20 protein-coding genes are annotated in these 22,268 nt (G+C 36.0%); 19 read left to right on the top strand and 1 reads right to left on the bottom strand.

What is annotated here, in order from left to right; all coding sequences use genetic code 11:
• Position 1 precedes the first annotated feature (1 nt).
• The 13 genes from ACT5E3_RS12980 to ACT5E3_RS12920 all read left to right on the top strand — a co-directional run bounded on the left by ACT5E3_RS12980 (position 2) and on the right by ACT5E3_RS12920 (position 14,633).
• Positions 2-781: a Stp1/IreP family PP2C-type Ser/Thr phosphatase gene (locus ACT5E3_RS12980; RefSeq protein ID WP_444993966.1), complete on the top strand. Its 780-nt coding sequence runs from the start codon at positions 2-4 to the stop codon at positions 779-781.
• Between the two features lie 9 nt (positions 782-790).
• Positions 791-3,712, top strand: a complete 2,922-nt coding sequence (locus ACT5E3_RS12975) for a bifunctional serine/threonine-protein kinase/formylglycine-generating enzyme family protein (RefSeq protein ID WP_444993965.1) — start codon at positions 791-793, stop codon at positions 3,710-3,712.
• Between the two features lie 6 nt (positions 3,713-3,718).
• On the top strand, positions 3,719-3,859 hold the full coding sequence (locus ACT5E3_RS12970) for a hypothetical protein (protein WP_444993964.1): 141 nt from the start codon (positions 3,719-3,721) through the stop codon (positions 3,857-3,859).
• A gap of 53 nt (positions 3,860-3,912) precedes the next feature.
• Positions 3,913-4,536 carry a MotA/TolQ/ExbB proton channel family protein gene (locus ACT5E3_RS12965; protein ID WP_444993963.1) on the top strand — a complete coding sequence of 208 codons (624 nt, stop codon included), beginning with the start codon at positions 3,913-3,915 and terminating at the stop codon, positions 4,534-4,536.
• 8 nt (positions 4,537-4,544) lie between these two features.
• Positions 4,545-5,120 (top strand): ExbD/TolR family protein, encoded by a 576-nt coding sequence (locus tag ACT5E3_RS12960; RefSeq protein ID WP_444993962.1) that lies wholly within the window; start codon positions 4,545-4,547, stop codon positions 5,118-5,120.
• Positions 5,120-5,620 (top strand): ExbD/TolR family protein, encoded by a 501-nt coding sequence (locus ACT5E3_RS12955; protein ID WP_444993961.1) that lies wholly within the window; start codon positions 5,120-5,122, stop codon positions 5,618-5,620. Before ACT5E3_RS12960 ends, ACT5E3_RS12955 begins: the two co-directional genes overlap by 1 nt.
• Entirely contained in the window at positions 5,621-6,583 is a 963-nt protein-coding gene (locus tag ACT5E3_RS12950) for a TonB family protein (protein ID WP_444993960.1), read from the top strand.
• 45 nt (positions 6,584-6,628) lie between these two features.
• Positions 6,629-8,137, top strand: a complete 1,509-nt coding sequence (locus ACT5E3_RS12945; RefSeq protein WP_444993959.1) for a serine/threonine-protein kinase — start codon at positions 6,629-6,631, stop codon at positions 8,135-8,137.
• A 139-nt stretch (positions 8,138-8,276) separates the two neighbouring features.
• Positions 8,277-9,911 carry a caspase family protein gene (locus tag ACT5E3_RS12940; RefSeq protein WP_444993958.1) on the top strand — a complete coding sequence of 545 codons (1,635 nt, stop codon included), beginning with the start codon at positions 8,277-8,279 and terminating at the stop codon, positions 9,909-9,911.
• 441 nt (positions 9,912-10,352) lie between these two features.
• On the top strand, positions 10,353-10,859 hold the full coding sequence (locus tag ACT5E3_RS12935) for a DUF6795 domain-containing protein (RefSeq protein WP_444993957.1): 507 nt from the start codon (positions 10,353-10,355) through the stop codon (positions 10,857-10,859).
• 2 nt (positions 10,860-10,861) lie between these two features.
• Positions 10,862-12,031, top strand: a complete 1,170-nt coding sequence (locus tag ACT5E3_RS12930; protein WP_444993956.1) for a lipase family protein — start codon at positions 10,862-10,864, stop codon at positions 12,029-12,031.
• Between the two features lie 219 nt (positions 12,032-12,250).
• A complete protein-coding gene (locus ACT5E3_RS12925; RefSeq protein WP_444993955.1) occupies positions 12,251-12,739 on the top strand; it encodes an Hcp family type VI secretion system effector in 489 nt (162 codons plus the stop codon).
• Positions 12,740-12,905: 166 nt separating this feature from the next.
• Complete coding sequence (locus ACT5E3_RS12920) at positions 12,906-14,633, top strand: ATP-binding response regulator (RefSeq protein ID WP_444993954.1); 1,728 nt, start codon at positions 12,906-12,908, stop codon at positions 14,631-14,633.
• A gap of 44 nt (positions 14,634-14,677) precedes the next feature.
• Here ACT5E3_RS12920 and ACT5E3_RS12915 read toward each other — a convergent pair whose 3' ends face one another.
• Complete coding sequence (locus tag ACT5E3_RS12915; RefSeq protein ID WP_444993953.1) at positions 14,678-15,301, bottom strand: LuxR C-terminal-related transcriptional regulator; 624 nt, start codon at positions 15,299-15,301, stop codon at positions 14,678-14,680.
• A 446-nt stretch (positions 15,302-15,747) separates the two neighbouring features.
• On the opposite strand from ACT5E3_RS12915, the gene ACT5E3_RS12910 reads away from it, so the two are divergent.
• The 6 genes from ACT5E3_RS12910 to ACT5E3_RS12885 all read left to right on the top strand — a co-directional run bounded on the left by ACT5E3_RS12910 (position 15,748) and on the right by ACT5E3_RS12885 (position 22,257).
• A complete protein-coding gene (locus ACT5E3_RS12910) occupies positions 15,748-17,778 on the top strand; it encodes a type VI secretion system Vgr family protein (RefSeq protein WP_444993952.1) in 2,031 nt (676 codons plus the stop codon).
• Between the two features lie 18 nt (positions 17,779-17,796).
• Positions 17,797-18,390: a DUF6484 domain-containing protein gene (locus ACT5E3_RS12905; RefSeq protein ID WP_444993951.1), complete on the top strand. Its 594-nt coding sequence runs from the start codon at positions 17,797-17,799 to the stop codon at positions 18,388-18,390.
• A gap of 19 nt (positions 18,391-18,409) precedes the next feature.
• Positions 18,410-19,402 carry a DUF2169 family type VI secretion system accessory protein gene (locus tag ACT5E3_RS12900; RefSeq protein WP_444993950.1) on the top strand — a complete coding sequence of 331 codons (993 nt, stop codon included), beginning with the start codon at positions 18,410-18,412 and terminating at the stop codon, positions 19,400-19,402.
• Positions 19,403-19,496: 94 nt separating this feature from the next.
• Positions 19,497-19,877, top strand: a complete 381-nt coding sequence (locus ACT5E3_RS12895; RefSeq protein WP_444993949.1) for a DUF4150 domain-containing protein — start codon at positions 19,497-19,499, stop codon at positions 19,875-19,877.
• 75 nt (positions 19,878-19,952) lie between these two features.
• The gene (locus tag ACT5E3_RS12890) at positions 19,953-21,221 is read left to right on the top strand and encodes a TIGR02270 family protein (protein WP_444993948.1); all 1,269 of its coding nucleotides are present in this window, start codon (positions 19,953-19,955) and stop codon (positions 21,219-21,221) included.
• On the top strand, positions 21,214-22,257 hold the full coding sequence (locus ACT5E3_RS12885) for a hypothetical protein (protein WP_444993947.1): 1,044 nt from the start codon (positions 21,214-21,216) through the stop codon (positions 22,255-22,257). Before ACT5E3_RS12890 ends, ACT5E3_RS12885 begins: the two co-directional genes overlap by 8 nt.
• Positions 22,258-22,268 lie beyond the last annotated feature (11 nt).

Genomic DNA, 22,268 nt, shown 5'->3' with positions numbered 1-22,268 from the left:
TATGAGTGATACAACGATCAGACGCAAAATTAAGTGGGAATATGCTGCTGATACCAATGTTGGGATGGTACGTCAAGTTAATGAAGATGCTATATTGTCAAAACCAGAAATTGGTTTATGGGCTGTCGCTGATGGTATGGGGGGACATGAACTAGGCGATGTTGCCAGTAAAATGATCATAGAGGCATTAGATGAGGTAGATAATAAACGCGCACTTGATGATATTGTTGATGCCGTTGAAGATGAATTAATCGCAGTTAATCAGCTTATTTTAGAATATGCTGATGAAGTATTGGAAAATAAAACCTTAGGCAGCACAATTGTTGTTTTAGTTATTCGTGGTCGCGTTGGCGTTTGTTTATGGGTAGGAGACTCAAGGCTGTATCAATATCGAAAAGGTCAATTAACTCAGCTAACACAAGACCATAGTCGTGTCGGTGAGTTGGTACAACAAGGCTTATTAAAACCTGAAGAAGCTGAAAATCATCCCGAGTCTAATATCATTACACGTGCTGTGGGTGTCGACGAAGATTTTTATGTTGATATCAACGTTTTTAATGTGCAAAGTGGTGATACTTTTTTGCTTTGTAGTGATGGTCTATATAATATGCTAGATCACTCAGAGTTAATTTACTATTTAGAAGAGCCTGATATTAACAGTAAAGTTAACACGCTCATTTCTGCCGCTTTAGATAATGGCGCTACAGATAATGTCTCTGCCATAGTTGTTAAAGGTGGATTTGAAAAAATAGTGGTTCGAGAAGTGATTATTGATGAGTAAGTTGTTCTAGTGGCAGATTCTAAAGATACAAAAAACAATGCTAAAAACAGCAATAATAATGTTGCTGATAGCCCTCGTACTATCCCTCCGATTAGAAATAATGGTGATGATAGTACGCGGGTTTCTGCCAGTTCTCGACCCAATAATCAGGCTAATGATAAAACCAGGATTATCAAAAATCGTCAAGCAGATAAAGTGAAGCCAAATATTGCTCAAAGTACATCTGCTAATCAAGCCAATAAAACAAGAGTTGCTAAAGCTAAAATAGGTGGAATGTCAAACGACAAAACTCAAATAGCTAAACCTCGCCCCACTAAGAATAACCAACAGGATAAAACACAAATACAAAAAAAAGGTCTGCCAAATAAAGATCAGTCAAATAGAACACAAATTTTAAGAAACAAAAAAACAGCTAATTCTGATACCACTGTATTTCAAGCCGCACAAACAAGACTAAAAAAAACAACGGCTAAAGCTAGCGATGATTCTAGCACAAAAATGGCCCCTCAAAATAAACGTTCAGTAAACAAGGTTAGTACTACGAGAGAAATCGATAGTATTGATAGTGGTTTATTAAAGAAGCGTTTCATTTTAGAGAAAGTACTTGGTGCTGGTGGAATGGGGGTTGTTTATAAAGCTAAAGACTTGGTAAAAGTAGAGGCTGGTGATAAAGATCCATATTTAGCCATTAAAGTTTTAACTGAAGAATTTAAAGAGCATCCAGAAGCTTTCATTGCCCTACAAAGAGAATCAAGAAAAACACAACGTATTGCCCATCCTAATATTGTAAATGTGCACGATTTTGATAAAGATGGTGATACCGTTTTTATGACAATGGAGTATTTAGAGGGTAAACCTTTAGATCAATTAATCCGTCAGTATAAGTCGACAGGACTGCCAACTGATGATGCAATGAATATATTAAAAAATATTAGTCGAGCACTTATTTATGCGCATGACCAAGATATTATTCATTCTGATTTTAAACCGGGCAATATTTTTGTTACCGATAAAGGGGTTACAAAAGTATTTGACTTTGGTATCGCTCGAGCGGTAGCGAAAGCAGAGCACTATGATGATAATGCAGAAGATAAAACCATATTTGACGCTGGTGATTTAGGGGCATTAACGCCTTCATACGCAAGTTATGAAATGCTTGAGGGTATGGAACCTGATGTAAGAGATGATATTTATGCTCTAGGCTGCGTTGCCTACGAGCTATTTACTGGTATGCATCCTTTTAATAAAATACCAGCTGATGAAGCAAAACGCCAAAAACTCAAGCCCAAACGCATTAATCATATTACAAGACGTCAATGGAAAGCGATAGAAAAAGCTTTATCTTTCAAACGTGAAGATAGAGTTCCAACGGTTAAAGAGTTTTTGCGTTTAATATCTAAGGTTCGAACCACTTACACATTACCAATACTTATTGTTTTATCTGTTCTGGCTTTTACTTCTGCTTATTTTCAATTTTTCCGTGAAACTCCAACTAGTGTTTCGGAAACCGAAATAAGGAGTGAACTGGAATATAATATTCGATTAGAAAACTATCGTAATACCATTGACTCTTTATTAAAACCGCCTCAGTTTTCTCCTGCTTGGGAAGATGACTTATGGGAAGAAATTCAAGGGATTAGAAAACTATTAAAAACGAGCGACACTTGGCTGAACACTTCAACTAACACTAGTTTTAAAGAGTATTTGCAAGCTAGTTTGAATTGGCATGTTACAACAGAAGAGACAATTTATAATCATTATATAGATAAAATTAAAGAGGCTAAACGCAATAACCTTTATGCCAGAGCAACTAGTTTAATCAATAATGCTTATCGATATACTGAAAATACTTCTGCTTTAGATGAACAAATGAAATTGCTAAATGTCGCTATTGCCGATAAAAAGAAACTAGAAGAAGAAAAGCGACTGGCAGATGAAGCCGCAAGAAAAAAAGAATTAATTGCGCAATCCAACATAAAAATTAGCAATAAGCCAAAACCAAAAACATCGGATCAAATAAAAACAGAACGTTTTAAAGTTGCACTTAATAATGCATCAGAACAACTAAAGTGCCAATCACGTCGTCTCAATATGCGCAATTTGGATACGGCGGTTCAGAAATTACGCTCTATAAATAAAAATCGTTACGCAAAACTTGAGAACGACTTAATACAGTCACTAAGTGATTGTATTAAACGCATTGCTAAACATTCTCCTGAAAGAGCAATAGAGTCGAGAAAATATGCGCTGCGTATTTTTAGAAATAATAAAATATTATCTTCTATTGTCATTATCCCCAGAGATCCCTGTGACAAATCGCTAGCTGGTCTAGGTGCACAAGGTAAAAGAGCGACTTGTCGAGACACAATTGAAAATATAGGTAATGGCCCTGACTTAGTTGTTATACCTGCAAAGAAAGGTATACCAGCATTTGCAATAGGTAAGTATGAAGTATCAGTTGCAGAGTTTAATATGTTTTGCAAAGTATCAACTAGTTGTAATGAAATTCAAACAACCGATGCAAAGCTACCAATAGCTAAAGTTTCTTTTAAAGTTGTTGAAAAATACCTTAAATGGCTAAGTAAAAAAACAAAGAAAAAATATCGTTTACCCACTAAAAATGAGTGGTTATATGCTGCTAAAGGTCGTCATGTTTCTTTAGATCCCAACCGCAACTGCAAACTAAATACACGCGGTATATCTAGAGGGGATACATTCGTCAGACATTCGATTGGTGCACAAAACTCATGGGGACTTGTTAATTATGTAGGTAACGCGAGTGAGTGGGTTTATGATAAAGGTAGAAAGTTAATTGCTATTGGTGGTGCTTATAATATTCCTATGGAAGAGTGCAATGTTTCTACTTTTGTAGCACATAACGGGAAAGCAGATAGTTTCACGGGATTTCGTGTGTTAAGAGAACTAAGGTAATCGACAATGGATAATAATAATTTATTTGCACAAGTTAGACAATTATCGAAAGATTATTATAATAATTTAATTTCATTCAATGATTATCGAGCACAAAGAAATAGTTTATTAAAAAAAATAGATATAAGATATAATGGCAAAGATTAACTTGTACTCAAGTTTATACTGTCAATCAATCAGCTAAAGAGGCTTTATTAATTATGGAAATTGCAAAAATTTTTCAATCAGGCGGACCTTTTATGTATCCTATCCTGATCGTTTTTGCTTTAGGTTTGGCAATTACTATTGAGCGCTTTTTATATTTGATGAGAACTCATGGAAAAACTCAAAAAATATGGAAGCAGCTAGCCCCTATGATTCAAGCTCGGGATTATGATCGAGCTAAAAAATTAACAGAAAATACTAATAGTCCGTTAGCTGTAGTACTTAATTATGGTTTTGCACGGCATCAACCAAGTGTTAAAAGAAAAACGGTGGAAGCCGCTATGGAAGAGGGCATGATGGAAGCTTTGCCAGCATTAGAAGAAAGAACTCACTACTTGGCAACATTTGCTAATATCGCGACTTTATTAGGTTTATTAGGAACGATTGTTGGATTGATTCAAGCATTTACTGCGGTTGCTAGTGCCGATCCTGCGGATAAAGCCGACTTGTTATCTGCGAGTATTTCCGTTGCTATGAACACCACCGCTTTTGGCTTGGTTGTAGCAATCCCTCTGCTATTAACTCACTCCTATTTATCAACAAGAACCGCTAAGTTGGTGAGTAGTCTCGAAATGGCCTCAGTAAAGTGTCTTAATTTAATGAATCTTGACGAAGAATAAAGTTATTTATGAAATTTGTTCGCAAAAGCTATATTCAAGAAACTGTAGAGCTTAACATCACGGCATTCATGAACTTAATGGTTATATTAGTACCATTTTTATTGATTACTGCTGTATTCTCTCGGTTAACAGTTCTAGAACTTAACCTACCAGCTTTAGATGCTGCTGCTGCCAAGCAAGAGAATAAAATCAAATTACAATTACAGCTAATTATTCGAGCAGAAGAGTTTATTGTTCAAGATGCTAATATTGGAGTTATTAAACGATTTCAAAGAGAACAAGCAGAAGCTAAAAATTGGAAAGAATTCGGTAATATTCTATTAGAAATAAAAAGACGCTTTCCAGATGAAAATAGTATTACCTTATTATTTGAAAAAAAAGTTAATTATAAAACTTTAATTCAAGTAATGGATCATGTACGTAGCATTGATGTTGTTCAAGTGGCTGAAGTTGAAACCATAGAACTTTTTCCTAATATTTCTATTGGTGATGCACCGACAATATCTGAAAATACACAAGTGCAAACTACCTCGTCAGATGAAGAGCAAGAAGACTCATCAAATAATAAGGAGGCATCACAATAATGGAAATGTCTGCTCGCGCAAAACGTATGCAGCGCTATAACAAATTAAGAAAGCAACCCGCGTTGAATCTAATCTCATTAATGGACATATTTACAATTCTGGTTTTTTTCTTATTAGTCACTTCATCGAGTTCTCAGCAGTTACCGAATAGCAAAGACTTAAAGTTGCCATCTTCAGTTGCTAAAAAAGTGCCTAAAGAAACTCTTGTTATTATGGTTACGAACGAATATATTTTAGTTCAAGGACGTAAGGTCGCAACCCTTAAGCAAATTTCTACTGATAAAACAGTTGTCATATCAGGTTTAGAAAAAGAGCTTAATTTTCAAGCTGAAAAAAAGCAATTAGCAACCGTTACAACAAAAACACCTAAGGGGCATGCTGCAACAATTATGGGGGATGAAAATATGCCTTACGAGCTTTTGAGTAGAATTTTAGCAACATGTCGACAAGCGAAATACACACAAATTGCATTTGCAGCCACTCAAAAAGCTAAAAGTTAAATGACAAATAATATAACCTATGAAAATTTAGCTCTAGACTGGAGCCCAAGAGGACGAGGGGATAATCGCTTTATTATTATTGCTATTATCTCTTTGTTGATCGGAGGGCTAATTGGTTTTATTTTATCCTCAGTTGATGTACCTGTAGAAGAGCGTAAAGCACGTACCATAGTACCTGAACGTATTGCACAACTAGTTTTGGAACAAGAAAAAAAGAAGCCAAAGGTTATTCCTAAACCACTACCTAAGCCAAAACCAGTTGTTAAACCTAAACCAAGAGTTAAAAAGATACCAGAAAAAATTAAAGATACCAAACCACTGACCAAGGTGCAGAAAAAAGCTCGAGAAAAGGCTAAAGATACCGGTTTGTTGGCTTTAGGTAGCGAGCTGGCAGATTTAATCGACACTAGTGAAATTAACGCTATGGTGGGTGGTAAGGTGAGTCAATCATCAGGGGCTACTAAAACGGCTTCGTTGGATAAAACAGTACTAACTAAGGGAGTTGGGCAGGGGAGTAGTGGTATAAATGATGGTCAATATGCCGAAGCCAAAATCGCAACTGCAGGTTTATCTCCACAAGAATTAACTAGAGTTCGTCAGTCTCTTTTATCAAAAGAGCAACAGGATAAAAAAGTTGCAGCCGACAATAGCCAGACAAACTCTTCTGGAGGAAATGTTCGTGCAGAAGAAGAAATTACTTTAGTTTTTGATCAGAACAAAAGCAAACTCTATTCAATTTACAACCGCGAACGTCGCAAAAACCCAGGATTAAAAGGAAAAATAGTTTTAGAAATTACTATAGCGCCTAATGGTAAAGTTACTTCCGTTAAGGTTATATCAAGTGAACTTAATAATCCAAAGCTAGAACAAAGCTTAGTTTCAAGAATTAAGCTCTTTAAATTTAGCTCAGACAAAACGTCGCCTATTACCGTAACTTACCCAATAGAGTTTTTACCTTCTTAAATCATTGCTTTGTTAAAAAATGATGGTTTTATTCGTTGGACAAATATGATGAAAAATAAAGATACAGACACAGAGAACATCGCTGACGATAAAACTAGAATCGCTAATAAATTCGATGAGCGAGCTCGAACACCTTCACAACCGAATATATCAACACCATCATCTAATACAGAAAAAACAGTTCTAAAAAAGAACGATAAAACAAGAATAGCACCTCAACGAAAAAATAGAAAACCGTCAAAGCTTGATGATGATTTAGTATTTAATAATCATTTGCCTATTGATGAAAACCAATATAGTCATCCTGTTGATACTGCTTCACAACCAACAGAAAAAATAATTAATAATCGTTTCGTTATAAAAAGATCACTGGGTGTAGGCGGTATGGGGGCTGTTTTTAGAGCGCTTGATTTGCGTAAACAAGAAACGCACGATACTGAGCCTTATATTGCCATTAAAATTTTAAGTAATGAATTTAAAGAACATCCCCAGGCGTTTATTTCTTTACAGAGAGAAGCCAAAAAAAGCCAAATTCTTTCACATCCTAATGTCATTAAAGTTTATGACTTTGATAGAGATGGAGACCTAGTCTATCTCACAATGGAAGAGTTAAAAGGAAAGCCACTTAATCAACTAATCAAAGATTATGGTCAGGGATTACCGCAAGAAATGGCTATTCAAATTATACAAGCGATTAGTGAAGGTTTAGCATATGCACATAAAAAAAATATTGTCCATGCCGACTTAAAACCTGACAATGTTTTTTATACTGATGATGGTGAAGTCAAAATCATTGATTTTGGCATCGCGAAAATCATTACTGATCTAGACTCGGTGCAGCATGATGACTCAGAAATTTCTGGTCTTACTCCTGCTTATGCAAGTTTAGAAATGTTTAATGATGAATCTGTTGTACCGTCAGATGACATTTATGCATTGGGTATTATTGCTTATGAGCTATTAACTGGGGAACATCCATTCAACAGAGAGTCTGCTGATGCTGCTTTTAATAAAGGTTTAACTTATAAAAAAATTCCAAAATTAAAAAGCTATCAATGGAAAGCTATTAATAAGGCATTATTTTATGAAAGAAAAAATCGACTAAAAAATGGAACCGAGTTTTTTGATCTTTTTACTGGTAAAGGCAGACATGTTCGCCAGTTATCCATTGGTTTAATTACCGTATCTATTATATTTGCTATCTCATTATTAATTCCTAGAGAACAGAATATGGACCATCTTTACGATGAGCTAGCGCCTAAGCAACAACAGGCTTATAATGAGTTTATCAAACAAGGTACGATATTACTGGGTTTCAATGATTGGAACAATGCTTTGGCTCAATTCGAACAGGCTCATGGAATACTGCCTCAACATAGCAGAACTAATGAGGCGCTCAATAGTGCTGTGGAAAAAATCCTAATAAACCTCGGAGAAAGCTCACCTGAATTAACAAACGAAGTTAAACTTAGTCAAATAAATGAGCTACTCAAATATCGTTCTTTAGCAGATAATCAATTACTACTTGAATATAAGGCCAGAATTAAAAAATAGGTCTAAACAGAGAATAGTAGACAAAGATTGGCAGACTAAGCTTAAAATACTTAATTCGGGGTATATAATAAATACTCATTTCGGAGTAAATTATACCGAATAGGTTTTATTCAATAATATTATAGGGGGAATGCATACCGTGTTCAGAAGAAATTTAAGAGTATATGCACTTTTCTTGACTTGCTTACTAGCTTTCACAAGTTGTAAAAATAATCCGACTGTTGTTTCACAAAGTTCATTAGAGAAAAAGCTTTCAGTTGCTGATTTAGAAGTTGTTGACTGCTTATTGCCTGCACAGGTTAAACGTCTTGGTTCAACTCGTTTTTTAAGCCAACGCAGGCCAACTAAAACAACGGCGGCAGATTGTCGTGTGCGTGGCGGTGAATACGTTGAATTTGATAGGGCTAATTATAAAACCGCACTTAAAGTTTGGATCCCCGCTGCCGAAGCTGGTGATGCAGAAGCGCAGGTTAATGTTGGTGAAATCTATGAAAGAGGTTTAAATGGAGAACCAAACCATAAAGTAGCTGCTTTTTGGTATTTAAAAGCAGCGAAACAAGGTAATTCTAGAGCGCAATTTAATTTAGGAACGCTTTATGAACAAGGGTTAGGTGTACCAAAAGATAAAATGGAGTCATTAAATTGGTATCGAAAGGCTTGGGGAATGGAAGAAGATTCCGTTGTTTTTCAATCGGCAGCCAATGAGCAAGTGAAAGAGCTAAGAGCTTCAATGGATAAGGAAATTAGAGCAAAAACAGGAAAAATTAAAATTTTAGATAAACAAATTAAAGAGTTACAAAAACAAGTTGCTAGCTCAAGTACCAATTCTGAAGTTGAAGAGGAACTAGAACAGCTGAGAAATTGGGTTAAAACATTAGAAACAGAAAAAAATGAAAGCGTACAAAAAATTGCAGCATTACCAAAATTTCGTGAGCCCAGTGCACTTAATGCGGAAGAGCTATTTAGTGAACAACAAGCAAATACAGCGCTTAATAAAAATAAATATGGTAAATATTATGCGTTAGTTATTGGTAACCAGGATTATGAAAATATGGAAGATCTTGATTCACCAATAAATGATGCAACAAGAGCCGCACGTATTTTAAAAGAACGCTATGGCTTTAATGTTGAACTACTTTCAAACGTGAGTAACTTGCAAATTATGCAAGCGCTCAACCAATTAAACAATATTTTAACCGAAGATGATAATTTGCTAATCTTTTATGCTGGTCATGGTAGCAGAATTAAAACGGGTGACTGGGAAAGTGGTTATTGGTTGCCTGTTAATGCCGATCGCCCACCTAATGATGCTCGCTGGGTATCTAACGAATCAATTACAAGACATCTTTCTCGTATTAAAGCTAAGCGAGTACTTGTTATGGCTGACTCCTGTTATGCTGGATTATTATCTTCTGCACCTGGTTTTATTTTTGCAGGTGCTAATAAAAACTATAGCGAAGCCTATTTAGAATATGTATTACCTAAAAAATCTCGCTTGTTATTTACATCTGGTGGTGATCACCCAGTTCTTGATAGTCTAGAAAAAGAAGGTCATTCAGTATTTGCTCGTTCACTACTCGATAAGTTAGAAAATAATACCAAAATAATATCTGGTTCTGAGTTATTTTTAACCATTAAAGACTCTGTGACTAATGCAGCTAAAGCTTTAGGGGTTAAACAAGTACCTGAATTTAAAGCTATCAAAGGGGCTGGACACGAAGCTGGTAGTTTCTTTTTTGTTCCAGCGGACTCCCCGGCGGCATTTAATCACTAGTTAAACTCATATAAGAGCTGTAATAGCTACCACACTGACTTAATGAATTATTATAAAGCTAAGTGTGGTAGTTTAAATTAAAAATACTCAATTTGGGTTATATCATTAACTACATTTCAGCAGTATATTATGCACTCCAGTCTAGGATGTATTGATCTTTAATAGCTAGCGATTATTGTGGCTAAAACTCGTCATTGAGATATGAGGAAAATAGTTTAACCATATTATCATTAAGTAATATAAGTAATAGTAACAAAGTTTTTGTAATCAATTACAAAGCCGCAGCATTTTACTCAGTAAGTTTAATAACTGAACAAGTAGAATATGGTTGTTTTTAATTTTGTTTTGTTAGACAAAATACTTTGTTAATCATTAGCTGTAATCAATTAATAGGTCCTAAGGTAATATTAAACGATAAGATTTTAGGTGAGGTTAATAAAAATGACTAAAGCAAAAAACTATCGTGTAATTCTTATTTTATTGTTAATCGGCTTTTCACTAGGAGGCGTTGCAATGTCCATTTTGGATGCGGGAAAAGTTTGTCTTTTCTCCAAAATTTCTGGCGTAGTTATGTTGGATGGAAAACCAGCTGTTAATGCAAAAGTTGTTAGAACAGTTAACTTATCCAAAGACATTACTGATCAAACAACGACTGATGACAAAGGGTATTTTGAAATGCCTGCTGTGTATACCAGGACTATTGGTAAATACCTACCTCAGGAATTTGTAGCGAGTCAGCTTATTGAAGTTTCCTACCAAGAGAAAAAGTATGAGATTTGGTCTTCTGTTAAACGTAGTCCTGAAGAAAATACAGAGTCACGTGGCAAGCCTTTAAATGTTGAATGTGAGTTAAATAGTGAGCGGGGACTAATTATGATCGATAGAGTAGGAATATTTAGTCGCTGTAAATGGGATGTTGAACCTGATCCAAAAGAGGAGTTTTTCTAATCATGAAAGAATTAAAACCAAACTTATCTGCCAGATTAGCAGAAGATGTTTACGCTTTAACTAAAGAAAAAAATTTAAAAGATGCTTATACCCGACTAAACCATGTATATGGTGATATTTTTGTATTTGGTAATCAGCAGTTATTGAAAGGTAAAACTGGTGGACCAGGTGTTATAAAATCAAAAACAGCTTTTGGTTTTACCTTAATAGGTAAAGGTCCATTAAAAGGGCAGGCAATTATGCTGTTTAGAGGCACACAATACCTAGCAGATTGGCTAACTAATGCTAATATAGGCACATCTCGTTCAAGTTATAGTCAACCAGTTCATGACGGTTTTAACCAATCTTTTAAAAGCATGCTGTCTCAATTAAAAGATTTTGTTGGCAGTTTAAAGGATGTTCATACAGTACACTGTATTGGCCATAGCTTAGGCGGAGCCCTAGCGACTATTTGTGCTGAATGGCTTAGAGCTTCAACAAAATATAAGCCGTATCTTTATACTTTTGGCAGCCCTAGAGTTGGTTTACATGGTTTTGCCGATAAATGTACTAAACAAGTAGGGACTAATCGTATTTTTCGTGCCTACCACAAAACTGATATTGTTCCTTGCATACCTTTTTGGCCTTTTATTCATACACCTAATGCAGGTCAAGACTACTACTTACCATCTCCCGGCAGCATCCCCATGGCAGAATATCATGGTATGGATAAATACGTCGCTTCGGTAAAGGGTAAAAACTGGTCTCAGCTTACTAATTTACGCCCACCCAAAACCGATTCAAGTGTTGAAAAATGGTTGAAGAAGGGCGGCGTTGTTGGTGTCACAATGGCTTCACTAGAGTGGTTGAATGATGCCTTGGTTTATGTGCTTAAGAAGTGTCTTAAAGGGGCTGTAATTGGATTAGGCATGACTATATCAAGTAGTTTAACCTTAATGGATCAGATGGCTTATATTTTAAATAAAGGCTTAGATCTTTCTAAAGCAATATCTCAATGGGTTGTTTATCTTATTCGTAAAATTATGGATTTTCTCGGCCTTAAAAAAGTGGTGGAAAAAGCCGATTTAACAACGGCATTTATCCGAGAGATATTTATGCGCTTATCACGTGTGGTTAATGAATACTGTCAAAAAGCACTAGATAAAGTAATGGTTAAAGGACGTGGCGTTTAAATTCGTCACAAACCGATTAGGGATAATGATTTTTTTGAAAAAAACTCAAAAATACCCAAAATTGGTTATATATTTAAGTTCTGCTGATTGCTATATTACATACCGTAGACGCGGTTAAGAGTAACAGCATCTAAAACAGGCTTCGAAGAAGCGTAGACAAGATTATTATTAGTTCAATGGTTGAACTATCAAATTTAAACGTAAAATTGGAGAAATAAAATGGCTATATATCTAAAGTGGAATAGTGGTAAAGTAAAAGGTGATTGTTCAGCAGATGGATATAAAGATTATATCGTTCTAACTTCTTGCAACATTGGTATGTCTCGTGGTATTTCAATGACTGCAGGTGATATGTCAAATCGTGAAGCAACTCGTCCTTCAATCACTGAAATTTCATGTTCTAAAGAAGCAGACTCTTCTGTAATCGCGCTTTTCAAAGAAGCTGTAAGTGGTGATGCAGGTGAAACTTGTGAAATCGTTTTTGTTCGTACTGGTGCAGACAAAATTGAAGAATACCAAAAAATTGAAATTGAAAATACTTTGGTAAGCAGCTACTCAATCTCTGCTAATGGTGATGATACTCCAGTAGAACATTTCACTTTAAGCTTCTCAAAAATATTAGTATCTTACAGCAACACTGATGCTACATTAGGTGGTGGAAGCCAACAACGTGCTGGCTACGATGTTGAAAAAGGTACAAAACTATAATTTAACCTAGTTAATTTACAGGTAAGATTAAAAGTTAAACCCGATGATATTATTATCGTCGGGTTTTTTATTATACAAAGCTTTTCCTTCCTTCACTATGGCTATACGCGTAGCATAGTATTACAATCAATAAACAAACAAACTCCTAGAATTAAGCAAACTTATTGTGACTGAAGAAATTTTAACGACTAAGATCGAAGTTAAAAGGTTAAAAGCGCTTTTCACTATATTACCAGCAACCGCTGTAGGTAGTTTTTTATTAGTACTGATTATTTGCATTGGTCTAATTAATGTTGTGCCTAAAAACTATCTTTGGATCTGGCTAGCATCAATACTTTTTATTTGTATTGTTAATGGCGTTTTATCTTTGTACTTTAAAAAACATGTCGAACAACTCCCCAATACAATTAAATACTGGCAATTTTTAATTATATTCAACTGTTTACTGAATGGGCTTTCTTGGGGAATTGCCAGTACCGTGTTTTATATGACGGTGCAAGATAACTATCAAGCTTATATTTTGGTAGCCGCAGTCATAGCTGTATCTAGTTACTTCCCAATATTTGTTCATTATGATAAATGTTTTTATGTTTTTGCTGTTTCTTTAATGTTACCCATAATTGGTGTTTTAATGCTATCAAATGGCCAAGTTAACCACTATCTTGCCTTTGTATTATTAGGCTACTTAGGTTTAATGTTAGGGTGCGCAAAATGGTTTTATCGCAGAGAATTTGAACGTATTCGACTGCAATATGAGCTATACGAACAGAACGAAAAAGTAAAAGAAGCTAACGAAAGTAAGTCTCGCTTTTTAGCAGCCGCCAGTCACGATTTGCGCCAGCCATTACAAGCTTTGGGGTTTTATGTGGTATTACTATCTGAATTTCTACGAGAGCCACATAAAAAAGCATTATTTGATAAAACGTTAAAAGCTTACCAGGCACTTGAAGGTTTACTCAATCAGTTACTCAATATTTCTAAGTTAAATGCTAATCTGGTTGATATTGTAAAATCTAACTTTTCAATTCATACATTGTTTGAAAAATTAAAGAATGATTATGAAATGAGAGCAATGGATAAAAATATAACTATTGAATTTATGACCGCCAATTATTTTGCTTATAGTGATATTGTCAGTGTTGAAAGGATCATGCGTAATTTACTAGAAAACGCTTTGCGCTATACCAATAAAGGTTCCATCAGAGCTTCATGCCAAATGAAAAATAATCAGTTACTTTTGGAAGTTTCTGATAGCGGTATTGGTATTTCTAAAGATCATATCCATAAAATATTTGATGAGTTTTTCCAAGTAAAAAATCCAGAAAGAGACAGAAATAAAGGTTTTGGTTTGGGGTTATATGCTGTTAATCGTCTGGCGAAACTGTTAGATACATCAATAGAAGTTCAGTCAGAAGTAGGTAAAGGCAGTTGTTTTTCATTTACATTACCTATTGGAACCCAGCCTCAAGAAGCTGATATTACCCATACCGATGCATTAATTAGCGATACGATATTAAAAGATAAAATAGTGATGCTAGTGGATGATGATGATGTGGTTCTAGATAGTATTAGCCGTTTATTTTTCAAGTGGGACTGTCAGGTTTTAACGGCTAGTTCTTATAATGAAGCAATGGACTTAATTCTTATTGAAGAAATAGTGCCTGAATTACTCGTCATTGATTATCGACTGCCGAATCACCAAACCGGTGTCGATTTAACCGAAAAAATTTGCCAACAATGCGGACTCTCTATACCAGCCATAATACTTACAGGAGATACTGGTGAAGAAAGTTTAAATCATATTAATCGTTCAGGTTTGGCTTTTCTACATAAACCAACCGATACAGCTAAATTAAAGAAAAAAGTCAAGGTTCTATTAGCCAATGAAAAATAGCGTTCTTCACTTTCATGACACTATTTAATGGCGGGGGAGCATTATTAGATTATTCCATATTTTCTGGCGAGAAAACCCGCTTCGGTTCTATTGGCTGCATTCAATGTTTTTAAAATACTTTTCACATGAACCGTAATAGTGTTGCCCGAAATATTTAATTTTTCAGCTATTTGCTGATTGCTAACACCTTCAGCTAATAATGCCAATACTTGTATTTGTCGCTGAGTAAGTTTGTTTATTAGTGGGCTACCATCTTCTTCATAGCGTCTAATTTCTTCTTCTACCATAGGTGGTAAATAGCTTTTGCCGCTTAAAACTTTTTTAATCGCTCGAACAAACTCATCATTACCAATGGTTTTAGGAATATAAGCGTTTATTTTGTACTCCATAATATTGCGTATGAACTCAGGTCGCTCTTCGCCAGAAATAATGCTGACAGGGGCCTTAGGGTAACGGCTAATAATACTTTTGATATTTTCATGGGGAGAAGAATCTTGCAGATGCAGGTCTAACAATACCATCGAAAAGTCGCTATGCTTTTCCAGATGTTCAAGTGCCTCAGAGAGATCTTTAGCTTGCAAAATTTGGATATCAGGGTACTCGCGACTTAGCAACATAGAAATACCATCGCGAAACATATCATGGTCATCTATTAATAAAATTTTCAAAGCAATCTTTCCTTTTCCTTTGAACAACTGATTTATTTTACAGTGTTACTATTATTTATTCTAAAAATAATAAACAATCGTTTTATCACATTACAATAATAAAACTCTATAATTGTTTCAACAATACTTTAACGACTTCAAATTTTATACTTTTATTCGCTTTTAGTCCCTAAAAAATTGTTGAATAGGCTCACAAATAACCATTTTTGAGTATTGTTTTGCAAAGAAAATGGGGATAACATCATGTCTTAGTAGTTAAACTATGGTGTTATAAGGATATTATTGGAACAATTGATAGAAACAGTTCCAAACACATTAAAAATTAGCAATGCTAGCTAAAATCAACAGTTTACTTGTATAAAACATGATAGACATTGAAAATAGTTGATACAGGTAACAATGGATAGCTGCTGATATGATGATATTAGCCAGATATAGAGGACGTTATGAGTCAATTCACTCAAGATAACCATTTAATCTCAATAACAGATTTTTCCTTAGGGAAAGATACATTTTTACTCACAAGTTTTCAGGGTGACGAGCATATTTCTAAAATGTTTGCTTTCAACATCGAAGTACTTTCTGAAAATCATGATATTTCTCCCGATGATATTGTAGGAAAAACAGGCACTGTTACGATTCAAAATGACGAAAAGCGTAAGTTTAATGGCCATATCTATCAGTTTTGGCAAGGAGAGGTTGAAGGTCATAACCTGAGACGTTACAAGATGATCATGGTTCCCTGGCTATGGTTTTTACAAAAAACCAATAATCACCGAATTTTTCAGGAAAAAAACAGCAAAGAAATAATTACTCAAATTTTTAATGATTTAGGTTTTAGTGATTTTACATTTAAAGCTGCTGGCGGTAAAAAAAGAGAATATTGCATTCAACATAATGAAAGTGACTTTGAGTTTGTTTCACGCTTGTTAGAAGAAGAAGGCATTGCTTATTACTTTAAACACGAAGATGGCAAACATACCTTGCATTTGGTCGATCAAAAGAATGCCTATGAAATTTGTTCAGAAACAGATTTAGATTATTCAAAAGGAACTAATTCCAATGCTCAAATACGTAGCTGGGAGCATATCCATGAGTTTCGAAAAGGGCAATGGAGCTTAAATGATTATAATTTTAAAGAACCTAATAATGCATTATTAGCCATCGAAAAAACAACCAGTAAGTTTACAAAAAACAAAAATTTTGAACACTATGAATACCCTGGACTTTATGACTTTGGCTCAGGAAGTGAGCTTGTTAAAATTCGCTTAGATGCAGAAGAAACAAACCGAGATATTGTTAAAGCCTCAAGTGATTGCAGCAGTTTTTATGCTGGCGGTCGATTTGCAGTGAAAAGACACAGCCATAAAAATGAAAAGGGAGAATACATTATAATCAGTATTCGCCATAGTGTTGTTGATGATACCTACATTACCGGCGGCGAAAATGATGCTGGTTATCATAACTCTTTTACCTGTATTCCATCAGATGTTCACTTTAGACCACTTCAAGAGCACCACAGACCGGTTATGAAAGGTCCTCAATCAGCAGTCGTGGTAGGTCCAAGTGGTGAAGAAATTTATATCGATGAATATGGCCGAGTAAAGGTTCAATTCATCTGGGACAGAGAAGGCAAAATGGATGAAAATAGCTCATGCTGGATCCGGGTAGCTCAAAGTTGGGCAGGGAATGGCTGGGGAAGTTCTTTCATACCAAGAATAGGGCATGAAGTTATTGTTAACTTCCTCGATGGTGATCCTGATAGACCGCTCATTATGGGAAGTGTTTACAACGGCAAAAATAAGATCACTTATCCATCTAAAACACAAAGTGGTATAAAAACTCGCTCTACTAAAGGTGGCACAGCAGAGAACTATAATGAGTTGCGCTTTGAAGATAAAAAGGGAAGCGAACAAATTTATGTCCATGCTGAAAAAAATATGGACACCCAAATTGAAAATGATGAAACTTTGACCGTCGATAATGATCGAACTAAAAAAGTTAAACATGATGAAAACTCTTTTATTGATAACGACAGAAATAAAACTGTAGGAAAAAATCAATCAGAAACTATTGGTGATAATAAAAGCATTAATGTTGGTAAAAACCACGATGAAAGCATCGGTAAAAATGCGACCATTAGTGTTGGGGAAAATCAAAAAGAAACGATTGGCAAGAACATCGATATCAGTATTGGAGAAAATCACACAGAGTCAATTGGTAAAAATATGACCATTAGTGTGACTAAAAATCTTGAAGAAACGGTCAATGGAAAATATACCGAAGCGGTCACTAAAGAGTATGGTTTACAAGCCAAAAGTATTACCATGCAAGCCGATGATCAAATTACCTTAAAAACAGGATCGGCTCAAATTGTGATGAAAAAAAATGGCGACATAACCATCAGTGGCAAAAAGATTAATATCAAAGGTTCTGGTAACATCACCATTAAAGGTAGTAAGGTTTCAACTAACTAGGTCGAAAAATAAAATATTATGAGTGAACAAAGTGATGCATGGCCTGAGCAAGAAGTTTTGCTAGAAGAACAAGCTGCTCAGGATGTAACCCCGGTTGCACCAGGTGAAATAATAATTGGAGAATTACTTGGCTTTAATGATTCTGGGGAGCCATTAATTACCTATACTGGTGCAAGTCACAGTAATGCGGGTATAGCTGCTATGTCTACTGTGGCCATTACTCACGAGCATAAAGGACGCCAGTTAGCCTTATTATTTGCCAATGGTGATTTAACTAAGCCTGTTATTATGGGGGTTATCCATAGCCCTTTATTAGAGATATTATCTAATGTTGAATTTGTTGAAGAGCATGACGATTCTGTTTCAGAAACTACCCCAACAAAAACCAAACAGGATTTGAGCGTAAGTGAAGACAGTCAAGTCGATAATAATGAAGCCTCTATTGATGGCAATCGAGTCGTGTTAGAAGGAAAGGAAGAAATAGTGCTAAAATGTGGCGATTCGAGCATTACCTTAACTAAAGCAGGTAAAATTTTGATTCGAGGTAAATACTTGTTAAACCGCTCTACTGGCGTTAACCGCATTATGGGAGGCTCAGTTCAGGTTAATTAAACCAACAGCTGAAACCAATATGCTACAGTTAAAAAATGCAACACCCTTTGCAACAGAAATTGCGATTTTTCCTAACGATCAAGGCATTGATACACTCTATACCATGGTAAAGGCCAGTTTTATACTTGCTGATTCTTTGGTGCTCGCTGATGAGCAATTACCACCTCAAATTGAAGATGAATACTACGGAGAACCAGGTCAATCGAGTATTCGTGTCGCTTCAGATTTTCATACAGGCAAACCGGCAACCGATATTATTATGCTTGGAGAGGCCTGTGCTTTAAATACACAACCTGTACAGCAGCTTGATGTACAGCTAACCGTTGGTCAAGTGAATAAGCGTGTTAGAGTTATTGGCGATAGACATTGGCACAACGGCAGTATCAGTCAGCCTAAACCATTTACAACAATGCCTATATTGTATGAAAAAGCTTTTGGTGGTTTGCATCAAATTGATCAAGAAAATTATTTAGCCGAAGAACAAAACCCTGTAGGTTGTGGTTTTGTGGGGAAACGCTCAAAACAAGAAATGAATGAACAGCCCCTTCCTAATATTGAAGATCCTGGTCAGCTGCTTCAATCTTTAGGTGATAAACAACAACCAGCAGGCTTTGGTTTTTGCTCACCTGACTGGTTGCCAAGACGGCAATATGCGGGTACCTATGATAGTGTTTGGCAGCAAAAAAGAGCCCCTTATTTACCGGCCGATTTTGATAAGCGTTTTTTAAATGCTGCTCACCCAGACTTGATTTACCCGGGATATTTACAAGGTGGTGAACCCATTAGTATCAAAAACATGCATCCAGAAGGTGAAATAAAAGCCAGCGTTCCAGAAGTAAAGTTATTATGTAAAGTAAAATTAGGTGAACAGTCTCACACACCACCCATGAACCTTGAGACCTTAATTTTAGAACCCAATAAAAAACAGCTTTCAATGGTTTGGAAAGCAGAATTCGCTTGTGATAAGAAAACACTTAATATTGATGAAATTGAAATAAAATTATCACGTTAATATTAATTTTTAAGCAAGCAGAAAGTGTTAATAACAACAGTTTTATAAAAGGATTCAAGTGAAAAATAAAGCTTGAAATCGTTGGAGAAAAAATATGGCCCAAACAACATTTGCTAATACACGCGGTATAGCCCATAAAGGAAGCGGAGGAATGAGTCCGGTTTTTCCTGACGTTTGCAAAACCCCAACACCTGGTGGACCAGTGCCTATTCCTTATCCTAATATAGGAAAATCATCTGACACTACTAAAGGACCTAAATCTGTAAAAACCGATAAAAAAATGCCAATGGTTAAAGGGGCAAAATACTCAACTAGTACTGGCGATGAAGCAGGGGTTGCTAAAGGGGTTATTAGCAGCAAAATCAAAGGCGAATGCGAATATATGATGTACTCTTTTGATGTGAAATTTGAAGGTAAAAATGTTTGTCGTATGGGCGATCCGCTTTTTCACAATAAAAAGAACATTATGGGTTAGAGTTGAATATTAAAACATGATCAATTACAACAATATTAATTCATCTAAAATGGGAAATGTTTAATCTACTCTGTAATGAAAGCAACTAACCTGGTCCAAACAAAAACAAATTCAGCATTTCGTGATATTTTTGATCAATATGCTGCTGATGCGTCTTTTCTATGGGAATTAAGAGCCGTATCGCTTAAACAACCACATTACAAATTATTTGATATTCTTGAAATAGAGCAGCGTATTGAAGCCAACTTAGATGGTTTAATGAGTTCTGTTGAGCAAGCCTGGGATATTTGCCTCGAAGGACTGGAGTTTGAGCAAGCAGGAGAAGTTTTTACTGCATCAGTTGTTGCTTTTAAAAGTGCCGATATTGATAAAATAAAAATAGCTGTAACAACAGGATTAAAAAATGATGACTCCGTCAAAGGGCTTATTTCTGCTTTAGCCTGGCTGCCAGAAAAAATCACTAATGATTGGGTACAAAAATTTTTAGCGAGTAAAAATTTAGATCATAAGTTTTTAGCTATTGCAGTATTAGGCGCTCGCCGAATGGATCCTGGTGATGTAATCAATGGTATTTTACAGCGAGAAGATTGTTTAGCGCATAATCGACTGTTTGCAAGAACATTGCGCTTAATTGGTGAGCTCAAGCTTAAAGATTGCCAATGGGCACTTAATCAAGCATTTGAACATGATGATCCACAAGTTAAATTTTGGGCCAACTGGTCTGCGATATTATTAGGTAACCGCTCCGCGGTTAATCGGTTGCAAGCTTATATCGAAGAAGAAAGTCCACTAAAAGATTTAGCTATTCAAACTATCTTTCGGGTCTTGCCCATACCACAAGGACGCCAATGGATCTCTCAACTAGCGGCCAATCCTGAACAGGCTCGTACCGTGATTCAAGCCACTGGGGTTTTAGGTGATCCACATGCAGTACCTTGGTTAATAGAAAAAATGAAATTAGAAGAGAGTGCTCGTCTGGCAGGTGAAGCTTTTACTCAAATCACAGGAATCGATCTTGAGCAAGAGCAACTTAGCATTGAAACGCCCGACAATATTGCTGTTATTCCAAACAATGCTCCTGAAGATGACAGTATAGAAATGGATGCAGACGAAAACCTCGCTTACCCAGATGTAAAAAAAGTTGCCCAGATCTGGCAAAAACGTGCTGTCAATTATGAAGCTGGTAAGCGATATGTATTAGGCGTTACGCCCGGTCGTGATGTGTTAAAACCCATAGTGGTTAATGGTTATCAAAGACAACGCTTGGCAGCAGCATTAGAAATAGCCGTTTTAGAAGCTGATGTACCTTTTGTGAATGTAAAGGCAAGGAGTTACTTTGAGTAGTCAGCTAAAACAATTATACATAGTTGCTACAGGTATGATTACGCCTGTGGGCATGAATAGTCAAATGACAGCAGCATCGGTAAAAGCAGCCATTAATGTTTATCAGGTGTCGAGTTATCACAATGGTAAAATTGATGCGATAAAAATGACGCAAGTGCCGGAAGATGCGCTGCCACCTTTAGCCGATGAATTAGCAGATGCAACAGGACTGAATGCAAGACAGGCAAGAATGTTAAAACTGGCTGACCCAGCATTGAAAGAAGTGTTAGCTAATGTGAACGAACCATTGCCATTATTTTTAGCCGGGCCAGAGCCACTACCAGCTCCCAATAGTCCATTGCCTATGCGTTCAGTTTTTCTTAAACATTTACAAATGCAAACAGAAATAGCATTAGATTTTGATAACAGTAAAGTTTTCCCAATGGGCAGAGCCGCCGTGTTTTACGCGTTGGAAAGTGCTTTTGAGTTCTTGGAAAACAATAGCGAAAAACAATCGGTATTAATCGGTGGTGTTGATACCTATTGGCATCCAATGACCATTAATGCACTTTTAAAAGAAAAACGCATCCAAACAGAACCCGGCCAAGCCGATGCATTTGTACCAGGCGAAGGGGCAGGCTTTTTGTTATTAACCAAAGATGAAAACTTTAGGCAGCACCGAAAAATATTACGTCCCGGTTTTGCCGAAGAGTTAGGCCACCGTTATAGTGAAGAACCTTATCGAGGTGATGGCTTGTCGCAAGCGTTTAGTCAGGCACTCCTTGATTTTCCCACAATGGCAACAGGAACAATTGAACAAGTTTACAGTAGTTTAAATGGCGAATCGTTTGGGGCAAAAGAGTTGGGGGTCGCAATGATTAGAAACAGTAACCTGATTGATCCAGACTGTTTATTAATGCACCCAGCCGATTGTTATGGTGATTTAGGTGCGGCTTCAGGCGCTGTTTTATTGGCTCTATCATCAATGAAAAAAGCCCCCATATTATGTTATGCATCCTCCGAACAATCGTTTAGAGGAGCGGCATGTGTTATTTAGCCAGCAGAGAA

It is taken from the genome of Aliikangiella litoralis (assembly GCF_052495765.1).
This window is presented reverse-complemented; position numbering and strand designations above follow the sequence as displayed.

Bases quoted from the DNA above. Each gene is read 5' to 3' on its own strand.
- ACT5E3_RS12935 (WP_444993957.1), top strand. From the start codon at position 10,353: ATGACTAAAGCAAAAAACTATCGTGTAATTCTTATTTTATTGTTAATC.
- ACT5E3_RS12965 (WP_444993963.1), top strand. From the start codon at position 3,913: ATGGAAATTGCAAAAATTTTTCAATCAGGCGGACCTTTTATGTATCCT.
- ACT5E3_RS12895 (WP_444993949.1), top strand. From the start codon at position 19,497: ATGGCCCAAACAACATTTGCTAATACACGCGGTATAGCCCATAAAGGA.
- ACT5E3_RS12900 (WP_444993950.1), top strand. From the start codon at position 18,410: ATGCTACAGTTAAAAAATGCAACACCCTTTGCAACAGAAATTGCGATT.
- ACT5E3_RS12950 (WP_444993960.1), top strand. From the start codon at position 5,621: ATGACAAATAATATAACCTATGAAAATTTAGCTCTAGACTGGAGCCCA.
- ACT5E3_RS12925 (WP_444993955.1), top strand. From the start codon at position 12,251: ATGGCTATATATCTAAAGTGGAATAGTGGTAAAGTAAAAGGTGATTGT.
- ACT5E3_RS12905 (WP_444993951.1), top strand. From the start codon at position 17,797: ATGAGTGAACAAAGTGATGCATGGCCTGAGCAAGAAGTTTTGCTAGAA.
- ACT5E3_RS12960 (WP_444993962.1), top strand. From the start codon at position 4,545: ATGAAATTTGTTCGCAAAAGCTATATTCAAGAAACTGTAGAGCTTAAC.
- ACT5E3_RS12910 (WP_444993952.1), top strand. From the start codon at position 15,748: ATGAGTCAATTCACTCAAGATAACCATTTAATCTCAATAACAGATTTT.
- ACT5E3_RS12955 (WP_444993961.1), top strand. From the start codon at position 5,120: ATGGAAATGTCTGCTCGCGCAAAACGTATGCAGCGCTATAACAAATTA.
- ACT5E3_RS12970 (WP_444993964.1), top strand. From the start codon at position 3,719: ATGGATAATAATAATTTATTTGCACAAGTTAGACAATTATCGAAAGAT.
- ACT5E3_RS12930 (WP_444993956.1), top strand. From the start codon at position 10,862: ATGAAAGAATTAAAACCAAACTTATCTGCCAGATTAGCAGAAGATGTT.
- ACT5E3_RS12945 (WP_444993959.1), top strand. From the start codon at position 6,629: ATGATGAAAAATAAAGATACAGACACAGAGAACATCGCTGACGATAAA.
- ACT5E3_RS12980 (WP_444993966.1), top strand. From the start codon at position 2: ATGAGTGATACAACGATCAGACGCAAAATTAAGTGGGAATATGCTGCT.
- ACT5E3_RS12890 (WP_444993948.1), top strand. From the start codon at position 19,953: ATGAAAGCAACTAACCTGGTCCAAACAAAAACAAATTCAGCATTTCGT.